This is a genomic window from Brachybacterium avium (genome assembly GCF_002216795.1).
In the GTDB taxonomy this organism is placed as follows: Bacteria; Actinomycetota; Actinomycetes; order Actinomycetales; family Dermabacteraceae; genus Brachybacterium; species Brachybacterium avium.
Genome location: NZ_CP022316.1, coordinates 2,470,916 through 2,483,872 on the forward strand (window position 1 = coordinate 2,470,916; position 12,957 = coordinate 2,483,872).

Consider the following 12,957-nt stretch of genomic DNA (forward strand, 5'->3'; position numbering starts at 1 on the left):
GAGACCACCGCCGAGGCCCCGGAGAGCTCAGAAGCGCGCGAACTCCCGCACCCACGCCGCCTCGGACTGCACGGGCCGTCCGGGCACCAGCGCGCCGTCGGCCACGAAGCCCTCCTCGCGCCCGGCCAGCTCCCCGGCCAGCAGTTCGCGAAGACCTGCCAGCTCCTCCGCGTGCTCCGCCGAGTCGGCGAGGTCCCGCTCCTCGTGCGGATCGGCCTCGAGATCGAAGAGCTGTTCGTGCCCGTCGCCGGAGAACCACACGTACTTGAAGCGCTCGGAGCGGATCCACTGCATCGAGTGACGCCCCAGCGAGCCGATCAGATGCTCCCCGTGCAGATGGTCGCGCACCGTGCCGCCGGCCGTCGCCGCACGCAGATCGCCGCCGTCCAGACCCTCCGGCACCTCGACGCCGGCGAGCCCCAGCATCGTCGGCATCAGGTCCCGCAGCTCGGCGATCCCGGCGACCTCTCCCGGCGCTCCCCAGCCCTCCCGCCAGCGCGGCGGGACATGCATCACCAGCGGCACCCGGGCGGAGCCCTCGTATCCCACGGACTTCCGGTACATGTCGTGATCGCCCATCATGTCGCCGTGGTCGGAGACGAACACGATCACGGTGTCCTCGAGCAGGCCCTGATCCGAGAGCGTCTCCTTCAGCCGGTTCAGCTGCAGGTCGATGAACTCGATCGATCCGTAGTAGCCGGCCCGCACCTGCTGGTGGGTGCTCTCCTTCTGCGCCCCGAACTCCGCCTCGGAGCCGAAGTCGTGGCGGTGCTCGTCGAACCGGACGACCCAGTCGCCCATCGCCCGCCGGGGGGACCGGCGATCGCGGTACTTGTCCCACAGCCACTGCGGGGGATCGAACGGTGCATGCGGCCGATGGAAGGACATGTAGAGGAAGAACGGTCGGGTCGGATCGCGCCGTTCGAGGAAGCGGAACGACTCATCGGCCACCCAGCGGGTGGGGTGCAGCCGCTCCTGACGCTCCCAGGGCCGGGCCGTCATCGCATTGCACCCGATCCCCGTCTCCTGGTAGTCGGCACGCGGATCACCGGTCTCGCGACGGAGGAACTCCACGTAGTCGTCGATCCGGGCCGACGGGCCGCGGCTGAGCTGCCGTGAGGTGTGCAGGAATCCGTCGTGCAGGAGCACCTCGTCGAAGCCGCACCGCGCGCGATCGGGGAACACGTGCATCTTCCCCACGCCGAAGGTCTGGTACCCGGCCTCGCCCAGCGTGGACTGCAGCGTCACCGGATATGCATCGGGGAAGGAGATCCCTTCCCGGTAGCCGTAGCGACCGTGCAGGGCGGGGGACTTCCCGGTGAACATCGCGACCCGCGCGGGAACGCACGTCGGGGTGGCGGAATAGGCCCGGGTGAATCGGTATCCGCCCCGCGCCATGTCGTCGAGGTTCGGGGTGTCGATGTGGTCGTTGCCGGCGACGCCCATCGCATCGGCGCGCATCTCGTCGACGCAGACCAGGATGATGTGGGGTCGTTCGTAGGAGGGGGTGGTCACGGCAGCGGTCAACCTTTCACTGCGCCGGAGAAGGACTCGATGAAGTACTTCTGGAGAACGATGAATACGATGATGATCGGCAGCAGGGCGATCGTCGACGCGGCCGACATCATGCCCCAGTCGCTGAAATACTGGTTCTGGAGGCTGTAGATGCCCACGGCGAGCGTGCGCAGATCCGGCTGGGAGAGCGTGAGCACCAGGGGGAGCAGGAAGTCGTTCCAGGCGTGCATGAACTGCAGGATGACCGCAGTGGCGAGGACGGGTTTCGCCAATGGGAGGTAGACCTGCGCGAAGATGCGGAGGAACCCCGCACCGTCCATGGTCGCCGCCTCTTCGAGCTCTTTGGGGAGCTGCGCGAAATAGCCGGCGAAGAGGAGCACGACGATCACGCTCACGCCGCCCGCCTCGGCGAGCGTGATGCCCCACAGGCTGCCCGAAAGTCCGAGGCTGTCGATCAGGTCGAAGATCGGGATCACGGTGTATCCCTGCGGGAGGAATACGACCAGTGCGAGCAGCGCGTAGATGACCTTCTTCCCCGGGAAGGTGTAGCGGCCGAGGACGTATCCGAGAAGGGCGTTCACGGTCACGGAGATCAGGATCGACATCCCGGTCACGAAGATCGTGTTCAGGAAATACCGGCCCATGTCGGCTTCGTGCCAGGCGCGGACATAGCTGTCCAGGTGGAGTGTCGAGGTGAACGGGTTCAAGGACCCGAAGATCTCCGCGTTCGACTTCAGCGAGCTGGAGAACACCCAGATGAAGGGGTAGACCCAGACCAGCGCGATCGGCAGCAGGATGAAGATGCCGACGATCAGCGCGAGCCGTTCGGAGCGCTTGAGGCGCCGGCGGCGGGGCGAGGGCTGCGGCGCCTCTTCGGTCGCGGCGACTCCCGCGTCCGGCATCGCTGTGGTGTTCAGGCTCATCGGTCGAGCCTCGCTCTCTGATCGGCGACGAGTTTCAGCGCCCAGGCCTGCAGCAGGGCGATCAGCAGGGTGGCGAGTCCGAAGAAGCAGCCTGCCGCAGAGGCGTAGCCGAGGCGTGGTATCCCTCCGGCGGCATCCGGTGCGAAGGCGGTGCGGAAGATATATACCTCCACGACCTCCGAGGAGTAGTACGGGCCACCACCGGTCAACGCCTGGATCAGGGCGAAGGCGTGCAGGTTCTCGTTCGCGGTGAGGATCACGATGATCACCGCGAAGGGGATCAGGATCGGCAGGGTGATCTTGATGAGCTGCTGGACGGCGCCGGCCCCGTCGACCTCGGCAGCCTCGTAGTACTCCGACGGCACGGTCTGCAGCGCAGCGAGCCAGTAGATGAGGGTCATCCCGAAGTTCTTCCACGTATGGAGCAGCAGTGCGCTCCACAGTGCCAGGTGCGGATCTGACAGGAACTCGATCGGGGTGTCGGTGAGCCCAGTGCTCTTGAGGAAGAAGGCGATCGGCCCGTTGCTGGGGGAGAGGACGAAGGTGAGCACGACGCCGATGACCGAGGCGGCCGCCATCACCGGCAGGAAGAACACCGTACGGAAGAAGGTCGAGAGTCTGCCGCGGATGATGTTGTTCAGGACGATCGCGAGGATCAGTGCGAGCGCGACGCGCAGCGGGACCCCGATGAGGACGAAGACCATCGAACGGCCGAAGGATCCCCAGAACATCCCGTCGCCGAGGAGCTCGCGGTAGTTGGACAGGCCCACGAAGCTCTTGGCATCGCTGAACCCGTTCCACTGCGTGAGGGAGAAGTACCAGGAGGCGCCCATCGGGTAGAAGACGAACATGGCGGTCAGCACCATGCCGGGGATGATGAAGAGATAGATCCAGAACAGATCACCGCGGCGCGCGCGCACCCGCCGGGCGGGCGCGCGCCGACGAGGCGGCGAGAGGGCGGTCGAGGTCATCTCAGCCCTCGAGCTCGTCGTAGTCCTGCGCCGTGTAGTCGAGGCTCGGATCCCAGTTCGGGAACTGGAGCTGAGAGATGTCGACGTCCGCACCTTCGGTCTGTGCGGCGTCGAAGGCCTTCTCCATCGCCTCGTCGAGACGCGAATCAAGGTCGGACAGCGCTGCCTCCGCGTCGCTGATCTGGCCGGTCAGGATCCCCTCGATGGTCCCCGCGATGCCGGGGTCGGTGGCCTGGAGGTTGAGCTTGACGACCCCGGCGTGCTCGCTGCGGATCTCGAACTGCGGGCAGGCGCGCATGTAGGTGGCCGCGAGATCGGCGACCAGCTTGGCCCTCGGGTTGAGCGCGGAGGTGTCGGCGGAGGAGTTCGCCTCCTCGATCGTGGACTGGAAGAAGCCCTCGGTGAGCTCCACCATCGCCCGCTGCCCCTCGAGCGACCCCATGAACTTGATGACGGCTGCGGCGGCATCCGTGTTCGTGCTGTCGGCGTACAGCCAGGACATGTTTGCCCCGGTCTCCCGGAACGGGATGGTGTATTCGCTGCCGTCGGGGGAGGGCAGGGGGAGGATCGTGTACTCGAAATCGGGATAGTCCTTGGCCCACTGCGAGATGTCCCACGGCCCGTTGAGGGAGATCCCGGCCAGTCCGGAGGGGAACTGGGCGCGAGCGTCCGCGTCCTTCAGCGTGAGGTATCCGGGGACGAAGGAGCCGTCATCGATCATCGAGCGCACGAAGTCCAGGGCCTCGAGGAACTCCGGTGCGGAGTACTCGTACTTCCCGGTCCGCATGTTCATGCCTTCGGAGTTGCCCAGCCAGCCCGCGGTGTTCGCGAGGTTCGCGATCACGATGTCCAGGTGATCGGAGGTCGAGAGGATTCCCGGCGTGCCCGAGGCGGTGATCTCCTTGGCCAGGGACCGGAGGTCGTCCCAGGTGGACACTGATTCCACGGGGGTCGACACGCCGGCGGCCTCGGCCGCTTCATGGGAGATGTATTGGGTGATGTCCAAGCGCCGGGTCGAGTTCATCGGCCAGCTGTAGACCTTGCCGTCGAAGACGTGCACGCCGTTGATCAGTGCGGTGTCGGGGAATCCCGCCTTCCACTCCGCGAAGTCGGGAATCGCGTCATCGAGGGGCTGGACCCAGCCTTCGCTGATCGCGGACTCGGCCGGGACGTTCTGCGGCAGCGCGAAGACGTCCGGCGCTGAGCCGTTCCGGATCCCCAGCGGCACCACCTGATTGACCTGGTCCCATCCCGAACCGTCGTACTGGACCTGGATCTCGGGGAACTGCTCGCCGAAGCTGGTGATCACCGGATCGATGAACAGTGCCTTGAGGTCGCCGGAGTCCATCCAGCTCAGCGCCGTGGCCTGTGAGGCATCTGCGTCGAAGTCGAAGGAGAAGTCCTCGGACCCGGCGGCGACCTCCTCGGCACCGGTGCCGGAACCGGTCTCGACGGAGCACGCGCTCAGACCGGCCGCGAGCGCTGCCGCGCCACCGATCAGGGAGCGACGACGGAATCGGGGGGTGCTGACGGTCATGGATGCCTCCTTGCATCGCCGTGCGGCCCGAGCCGGTCACGGACGTCCGTGGTATTTCGATTAACCATCACCTACAATGTGTGATGTGAACCACTCTGTCAAGACCATGTCGAGCAGCGATCAGAAAGGTTCGGCTCGGCGGCCGACCCAGGCGGACGTCGCACGCCTGGCAGGCGTGTCCACCGCGACCGTCTCCCACGTGCTGAGCGGCCGCGCCGACCGCAAGGGAGCCGGGAACGCGCAGACCCGAGCCAGGGTCGAGCGCGCGATGAAGCAACTCGATTACCGCCCGAACTGGGCAGGGCGCGCACTGCGCCGGCAGCGCACCGGCCTCGTCGGTGCGCTCGTCTCAGCGGGAGGCAATCCGTGGCGGGACAGCCTGATCACCGTGGCGAAGCGGGAGCTCGCGAAGCGCTCGCTCGACCTCGTCGTCTTCCCCGACGTCGGGGAGGACGAGGCGACCGACAGGCTCGCGGAACTCCTGGACCGCGGTGCGGTGGACGCCTGCTTCACGGTGCATCTGGAGGAGGCGGGCGAGGTGGCGGAACGCCTGGAACGGTGCCCGATCCCGAGTGTGGCCTTCGCCGAAGGGGACGCCGCCGGCCTCCCGACCGTGCGGCACGGCTATGCGGAGGCCGCGGCGGAGGCCGCCGTCCGACTGCGCGACAGAGGGGTGCGACGATTCATGATCGCTACCGAGGCGATGGGGCCGGGGCACAGCCTCTGGCGCGACGTCGTCGACCCGATCCGCACGGCTCTGGCAGGGGGCGATGCCGACGAACTGAGGGCCGAGCACCTCGAGATCGACTACCGGATCAGCGCCGATCTCGGTCCCCTGGACTGGGCGTCCCTCGAGGCTGCCGGACCGGAGGACCCGATCGTGCTGATGTGCTCGAGTGACCGGTTGGCGATCCAGATCGCGGCCGAATGCGAACGACGGTCGATCGACATCGGGCGGGCCGTCGGGGTCGTGGGCCGCGGCGATATCGCCGAGGCCGCAGAGCGCCGCATCCCGCTGAGCACACTGGGCACGTCGGAGACCAGGTACGAGGACGTCTTCGCAGCTCTCGCGGCGTCGGCCGAGAGCGGCGAGAAGCTCGAGTCGGGCTGGGAGTTCCCCTGGCATGTGATCGAGCGGGCGTCCACCGCCGGGATCGGCCGGCAGGCATGAGCGAGGGCCCGGCGCATTCGCTGCGCCGGGCCCTCGGGGCGGTCCGGTCTCAGAACTGGTCGGCAGATCCCGGATGAGCCCACGGCGGCTGTGAGTCCTGGGTCTGCTGCCGCGCCTCACGGGCACGCTGCTCGGCCTGCTGCCGAGCTCGCGTCGCGCGCTGCTCCTCCTGCTCGCGCAGCTGATCGGCGGAGACGCGCCGACGGTCCTCGACCTCATCCGCGTCGGCGTCCTTCGACGCCTCGGCGGCGGCCTGTGACTGCAGCATCGCTGTGCGGATCTCGTCCCCATGGAGCCGACGGCGCCGGGGTTCGAGGGCAGGTACAGCACGTTGGAGCGGGAGTTCCGGGCCACGTCCTGCATGGTGTCGAAGTACTGCGTCATCAGCAGCAGCTGCTCGGCGGAGTTCTCGATGCCCACCTTGCGCAGCATCTCGTACTGCTCGGCGATGCCCAGTGCGATCGCCTTGCGCTGGGCGGCGACGCCCTCACCCTGGAGGCGCTTGGACTCGGCCTCGGCCTCGGCCTGGGTGACGCGCTTGATCTTGTCCGCCTCGGCGAGCGACTGGGCCGCGACCCGGTCGCGCTGGGCGGCGTTGATGGAGTTCATCGAGTCGCGCACCCGCTGGTCCGGGGAGATGTCCTGGACCAGGGTGTTGATGATGTAGAAGCCGAACTCCCGCATGCGCTCCGAGAGCGTGGACTCGACGCTGCGGGCGATGTCGTCCTTCGACTCGAAGGCCTGGTCCAGCTCGAGGCCGGACAGCGCCGAGCGCACGGTGTCGAACACGTAGGAGCGGATCTGCGCCTCGGGGTTCGACAGCTTGTAGTACGCGTCGATGACCTGCTCGTCGCGGATCTTGTACTGGACCGCGACCGGCACGTTGACGAACACGTTGTCCTTGGTCTTGGACTCGATGTTCACCTCGAGCTGCTGCACGCGCAGCGAGACCGGTCGGGTGGTGTTGTCGATGAACGGGGTCTTGAAGTTCAGGCCCGCCTGCGCGACCCGCTTGAACTTGCCGAACCTCTCGACGATGATCGCTTCCTGCGTGTGCACCGTGAACATCAGCGAGGTGCGCAGCCCGCCGAACAGCAGCGCCGCGACGACCACGACGAGTATCAGGACGCCCACGATGACGACCAGGGCGACGATTGCGCCTTCCATGTGTTCCCCTTTTCTTGGTGATGAAGTCTGTGACCTACGCTACCAACCGAGCCGGTTGGTCGTCACCGCAGACCGAGCTCGCTCTCGATCCGTCGGGCGATCCGCACGGGCGGCACCAGCGGGGCATAGCGGCGCAGCACCTTCCCCTCGCCGTCGATGAGGAACTTGGTGAAGTTCCAGGCGATGCGGCCGCCGATCACCCCGGCCTTCTGCGCGCACATCCACTTCCACAGCGGGTGCGCGGTGGGCCCGTTGACGTCGATCTTCGAGAACAGCGGGAAGCGGACGTCGTAGGTGGAGGCGCAGATCTCCTTGGTCTCCTCGTCGGTGCCGGGATCCTGGTGGAACTGGTCCGAGGGGAAGCCGAGCACCGTGAAGCCGTGCTCCGCGTAGCGGTCCGTCAGCTCCTGCAGGCTCGTCAGCTGGGGGGTGAAGGCGCACTCGGTGGCGATGTTGACGACGAGGACCAGACGTCCGCGGTACTCACTCATCTCCCGATGCTCACCATCGATGGTGAGAGCGGAGAAGTCGTGGAAAGTCGACTCGGACATGGTCTCCTGACTCGGCTAGTAGGTGACGTGCGCCTCCATCGTAGAACGCAGTCCTGGGCGTGCGCCGGGACCGCGGGCTCAGGCTCTGCCTTCTGCCTGGGCTCCTGCCGCTCGTTCCTCGCTCAGGCGAGGAACGCATCGACCTCGTCGCGGGTCGGGGCGCTCTCGGTCCCGCGCCGGGTCACAGCGATCGCCGCGGCGGCGTTCGCGCGGGTGGCGGCGGATTCCCAGTCCGCACCGAGGGCACGCTCTGCCAGCAGCACCCCGGTATGGGTGTCACCGGCGCCGTTGGTGTCCACTGGCGTCTGCGGGAAAGCGGGGATCTGGGTGCCACGACCGTGGTGGAAGACCAGGCATCCCCGCTCCCCGTCCCGCACGACCACCACCGCGCCGGGGCGCAGGCGCCGGCGGAGCGCCTCCGGGGTGTCCTCGAGCGCATCGAGATCGGTCAGCGCTCGCGCCTCGTCGGCGTTCGAGGTCCACACCGTGGTGCAGGCCAGCACCCGCTGCCGGACCTCGCGGGGGAAGTCGGCGAAGGGGGCGCCGGGATCGAGCACCACATCCACGTCGGCCGGCAGTGTCTCGAGGAACTCCAGCAGCGGCTCCCGGGTGGGCTCGAACAGGCTGTACCCGGAGATGCACACCAGGTCCCCCACCTGTGGCTCGAGGGTCGCGAGCGAGGTGGCGGTGATCTGCCGCTCCGCCCCGTACACGGTGAGGAACGTCCGTTCGGCCGACGGTTCCAGCAGCACCGTGCAGTACCCGGTATCGGCGTCGGGGCGCGGCGCATCGGAGAGGGCGACCCCGTCCCGGGCCAGCGCCTCCCGGATCAGGTCGCCGTACGGACCGGTGCCGTGCGCCCCGCCGTGCACCGCCACTGCCCCGGTGCGGGCAGCCGCGATCAGTGTGGTCACCGCGCCGCCCGCGTACTTCTGCTCACGGCGCACGTTGGCGTTCCCGCCGCGCGGCGGGAGCTCGTCGATCTCGAGGATGAGGTCGACGAGCGCCTGGGCGGTGTGGAGCACGCGGGACATGGGCACGAGTCTAGGTGGGAGCATGAGCCCATGCCCCCTGCTCCCGCTGGATCCCGCCGCCGCGGCCCGCTGCTCGTCCTCGTCTCCCTCCTCGCGATCATCGCCGTGGTGATCGCTGTTCTGCAGTGGCGGGACCGCTTCGGCTCCGGCGAGGCGGAGGCCGAGGAGCTCGCCGCCGCGCTCTCCGCGGGCGAGGCCCCGGACCAGGCCGAGCACGACCGGATCCTCGGCCCGCTGCTCGAGGCCGGGGCGGTCCCGCAGGTCTCCCTCGCCGACCCCGGCAGCGCCCGGGACGGCATCCGCACCGCCACCCTCGAGTGGACCTGGACCCTTCCGAATGGCGACGGGACCTGGGAGTACACCACCCCCGCGACCCTGCGCCGCGGCGAGGACGGCTGGAGGGCGGAGCTCGCCCCCGCGGCCTATGCCCCTGACCTCACCGCGAGCGAGCACCTCGAGCTCACCACGCTCGACCCGGCGCTGGGCAGCATCACCGATCGCGACGGCACCGTGCTGTTCAGCGAACTGCCGGTGATCACGCTGGGCTTGGACAAGACGCAGCTCGATGAGGGCGAGCTGGACTCCTCCGCACGGGACCTGGCCGGACTGCTCGGCATCGACGCCGACCGCTACGCGCAGAGCGTCACGGGCCACGGCCCCGACGCGTTCGTCGCCGCGCTGACCATCCGCGAGGAGGCCGCGGGCGACTATCCACTGGAAGAGGCCGCACAGGTCGCCGGGTACCTCGCCGTGGACGGGACCCGGCCCCTGGCCATCCAGCGCGACTACGCGCCGGGTGTGCTCGGCTCCCTGCGGGAGGCCAGCGCCGAGGACATCGAGGACTCCGACGGGCAGCTCGAGGCCGGGGACCTGGTCCCCAGCGGCGGCGTGATCGCCGCGGCCCGCGACGAGGTGCTCGGCACCCCCGGCCTCGAGGTCCGCGCGGTCGACGAGGACTCCGACGCCACCCGTTCCCTGCACCGCATCGAGCCGGTCGACGGCAGCGCCGTGCCCACCACGCTGGATGACGATGTGCAGCGCCTGGCCACCGCCGCGATCTCCGAGGAGGACTCGCCCTCGGCCGTGATCGTGCTGCAGCCCTCGAGCGGGGATGTGCTCGCCGCCACCCTCGGGCCGACCGGTCAGTCCTACCCGGTGGGTCTCGTCGGCCGGTACGCCCCGGGCTCGACCTTCAAGGCCGTCACCGCACTGTCCCTCCTGCGCGCGGGCCTCACCCCGGACACCGAGATCGAGTGCCCCGAGACCGCGGTCGTCGCGGGCCGCAGCTTCAAGAACGCCGACTCGATGAACCCCTCCCTGTTCGGGACGATGCCGCTGCGCTCCGCGATCGCCCACTCCTGCAACACGGCGATGCTGCTCCAGCACGAGACGGTGGACCAGGTGGCCCTCGCCGATGCCGCGACCACGCTCGGCATCGGCCAGGACGCCCCGGCGGGTCTGGACGCGTTCATGGGCTCGGTGGATCCGCAGGACACCGGGGCCGAGCACGCCGCGGCGATGATGGGGCAGGGCCGCGTGCTCGCCTCACCGCTGTCGATGGCGGTGGTGCTCGCGAGCGTGCAGAACGGCGCGACCGTCGCCCCGCGGATCCTCGCCGACCAGCAGCCGGTCACCCCGGAGGTACCCACCCCGCTCACCGAGCAGGAGACCGCGCAGATGCAGGAGATGCTGCGCGGAGTGGTCACCGACGGCAGCCTCGACGAGTTCGCGGACCTGCCCGGCGAGCCCGTGATCGGCAAGACCGGCACCGCCGAGTGGGTGGACGAGGACGGCGAGCTGAAGCTCCACTCCTGGGTGATCGTCGCCCAGGGCGACCTGGTGGTCGCGGCCTTCGTCGAGGACGGCAGCTACGGCTCGGTCACCGCCGGACCGATCGCCCGCGAGGTGCTCGAGGGGCTCTGACCTCCAGCGCGCGAGACCCTCAGAGCCCGGCCGCCACCTCGACCGCCTGACGGATGGCCCGTTCGGCATCCAGCTCCGCGGCGACGTCGGCCCCGCCGATCACATGCACCCGCGGCGTGCGGCCCTTCCGCGCGGCGGTCACTTCCGCGGCGAGATCATCCACGCTCACCTGCCCGGCGCAGACCACGATCGTGTCCACCGCGAGCACCGTCTCCTGCTCGTCCTCGACGAGGTGCAGACCGTCCTCGTCGACGTGACGGTAGGTCACGCCGCGGTGCTGGATCACGCCTGCATGGCGCAGCTCCGCCCGGTGCACCCAGCCGGTGGTGCGGCCCAGCCCCGCCCCGATCCGGGTCTCCTTGCGCTGCAGCAGATGGACCTCGCGCCGCGGCTCCTCGACCGGACGGGTGGTGACGCCGCCGCGGTGCTCCTCATCGGCCGGGACGACGCCCCAGTGCTGCTTCCAGGCGGCGATGTCCAGGGTGGGGGAGGGGCGCGGGGCGCTGAGGAACTCGGCCACGTCGACCCCGATGCCGCCCGCACCGATGATCGCCACCCGCTGACCGGCCTCGGCCCGGCCCTCGAGCAGGTCGGCATAGCTGATCACCTGCGGCCCGCCTTCGGCGGGCAGCGTGATCTCGCGCGGTACGACGCCGGTGGCGACGATGACGTCGTGGAAGCCGGCCAGGTCGCGGGCCGTCGGCCGGGTCTCCAGCCGGATCCCGACGCCCGCGGCCGCCAGCCGCATCCGCCAGGACTGCAGCGCCTGCGCGTAGTCCTCCTTGCCGGGAATGCGAGCGGCCAGCCGCAGCTGCCCGCCGATCTCGGCGGTGGCCTCGTAGAGGGTGACGATATGGCCGCGCTCGGCGGCGGCGAGTGCCGCCTCGAGCCCCGCGGGTCCCGCGCCGACGACGGCGACCTTGCGGGCGCGGCGCTCGATCACCGGCTTCAGCACCAGCTCCGTCTCAAACCCGGCCCGGGGGTTGACCAGGCAGCTGGCCCGCTTCCCGACGAACACCTTGTCCAGGCAGGCCTGGTTGCAGGAGATGCAGGCGACGACCTGCGCCGCCTGATCGTCGGCGAGCTTGCGCGGCAGGTGCGGGTCCGCGAGCAGTGGTCGGGCCATGGAGACCAGATCCGCCTGACCGCCGGCGAGGACCTCCTCGGCGACCGCGGGATCGTGGATCCGGTTCGAGGCGATGACCGGCACATCGACCAGGTCGCGCAGCGCCGCCGCGTTCTCGGCGAAGGCGGCGCGCGGCACGGAGGTGACGATCGTGGGGACCCGCGCCTCGTGCCAGCCGATGCCGGAGGAGAGCACATCCACACCGCGCTCGGTGAGGCCGTGGGCGAGAGCGGTGGTCTCCTGCCAGGTCTGGCCGCCCGGGACCAGATCCAGCAGGGAGATGCGGTAGCTGAGCAGGGCGCCCTCGCCGATCGCCTCACGCACCGCGGCGGCCACGGCCAGCGGCAGCGCCCGTCGCCCCTCGGCCCCGCGCCCCCAGCGGTCCCGGCGCCGGTTCGTGGCGGGAGCGAGGAACTGGTTGAGCAGGTAGCCCTCGGAGCCCATGATCTCGACGCCGTCGTACCCGGCCTCGACCGCGAGGCGGGCCGCCTCGGCGAAGTGCTGGACGGTGCGTCCCACGCCGCGGCGGGTCAGGCGCCGGGCGCGGAACGGGGAGAGCTTGGACTTCCCCGCGGCCGACGAGGCGGCCAGCGGATGGAAGGCATAGCGGCCCGCGTGCAGCAGCTGCAGCAGGATCCGGCCGTCGGCCTCGTGGACCTCGCGGGTGATCACCCGGTGGCCGCGCAGGGTGCGGTCATCGGCCTGGGCACCGCGCGGGGTGAGGCGACCGGTGCGGTCGGGGGAGAAGCCTCCGGTGACGATCAGCCCGACGCCGCCGCGGGCGCGCTCGCCGAGATAGGCGGCGAGCTTCTTCGCGTCGGCCGGGCGGTCCTCGAGGCCCACATGCATCGAGCCCATCACGATCCGGTTGCGCACCTCGAACGGTCCCAGGTCCAGCGGCGAGAGCAGCCGGGTGAAGGAGCGGCGTGCGGTCGGAGAGGGAAGCGGCACTGACATAGGGCTGATTCTGCCAGCAACCGCCGACGCTGCTGCGTCGAGGCACCGCGCCGCCCGGTCCCGCATGCACTGCGTACCCTGG

General features: G+C 69.6%; 9 protein-coding genes and 1 pseudogene. 2 read left to right on the forward strand and 8 right to left on the reverse strand.

What is annotated here, in order from left to right:
- Nucleotides 1-27 precede the first annotated feature (27 nt).
- Genes CFK39_RS11060 through CFK39_RS11075 form a run of 4 tightly spaced genes read right to left on the reverse strand, consistent with a single transcriptional unit; the run spans nt 28 to nt 4,946 of the window.
- Nucleotides 28-1,515 carry an arylsulfatase gene (locus CFK39_RS11060; RefSeq protein ID WP_245822509.1) on the reverse strand — a complete coding sequence of 496 codons (1,488 nt, stop codon included), beginning with the start codon at nt 1,513-1,515 and terminating at the stop codon, nt 28-30.
- 8 nt (nt 1,516-1,523) lie between these two features.
- Entirely contained in the window at nt 1,524-2,438 is a 915-nt protein-coding gene (locus CFK39_RS11065; protein ID WP_218192256.1) for a carbohydrate ABC transporter permease, read from the reverse strand.
- Nucleotides 2,435-3,409: a carbohydrate ABC transporter permease gene (locus CFK39_RS11070; RefSeq protein ID WP_089065510.1), complete on the reverse strand. Its 975-nt coding sequence runs from the start codon at nt 3,407-3,409 to the stop codon at nt 2,435-2,437. Before CFK39_RS11070 ends, CFK39_RS11065 begins: the two co-directional genes overlap by 4 nt.
- Nucleotide 3,410: 1 nt before the next feature.
- Complete coding sequence (locus tag CFK39_RS11075; RefSeq protein ID WP_089065511.1) at nt 3,411-4,946, reverse strand: ABC transporter substrate-binding protein; 1,536 nt, start codon at nt 4,944-4,946, stop codon at nt 3,411-3,413.
- Between the two features lie 106 nt (nt 4,947-5,052).
- On the opposite strand from CFK39_RS11075, the gene CFK39_RS11080 reads away from it, so the two are divergent.
- Nucleotides 5,053-6,117, forward strand: a complete 1,065-nt coding sequence (locus tag CFK39_RS11080; RefSeq protein ID WP_420836221.1) for a LacI family DNA-binding transcriptional regulator — start codon at nt 5,053-5,055, stop codon at nt 6,115-6,117.
- Nucleotides 6,118-6,166: 49 nt separating this feature from the next.
- Here the strand turns inward: CFK39_RS11080 and CFK39_RS11085 are convergent.
- From CFK39_RS11085 to CFK39_RS11095, 3 genes and pseudogenes are all read right to left on the reverse strand, one after another.
- Nucleotides 6,167-7,284: pseudogene (locus CFK39_RS11085) on the reverse strand (SPFH domain-containing protein).
- A gap of 62 nt (nt 7,285-7,346) precedes the next feature.
- Complete coding sequence (locus tag CFK39_RS11090) at nt 7,347-7,835, reverse strand: glutathione peroxidase (RefSeq protein ID WP_089065513.1); 489 nt, start codon at nt 7,833-7,835, stop codon at nt 7,347-7,349.
- 122 nt (nt 7,836-7,957) lie between these two features.
- Nucleotides 7,958-8,869 (reverse strand): PfkB family carbohydrate kinase, encoded by a 912-nt coding sequence (locus tag CFK39_RS11095; protein WP_089065514.1) that lies wholly within the window; start codon nt 8,867-8,869, stop codon nt 7,958-7,960.
- Between the two features lie 30 nt (nt 8,870-8,899).
- On the opposite strand from CFK39_RS11095, the gene CFK39_RS11100 reads away from it, so the two are divergent.
- Nucleotides 8,900-10,792, forward strand: coding sequence for a penicillin-binding transpeptidase domain-containing protein (locus tag CFK39_RS11100; RefSeq protein WP_089065515.1), 1,893 nt, complete (start codon nt 8,900-8,902; stop codon nt 10,790-10,792).
- A 19-nt stretch (nt 10,793-10,811) separates the two neighbouring features.
- Here CFK39_RS11100 and CFK39_RS11105 read toward each other — a convergent pair whose 3' ends face one another.
- Nucleotides 10,812-12,875 (reverse strand): NADPH-dependent 2,4-dienoyl-CoA reductase, encoded by a 2,064-nt coding sequence (locus CFK39_RS11105; protein ID WP_089065516.1) that lies wholly within the window; start codon nt 12,873-12,875, stop codon nt 10,812-10,814.
- Between the last annotated feature and the right edge of the window lie 82 nt (nt 12,876-12,957).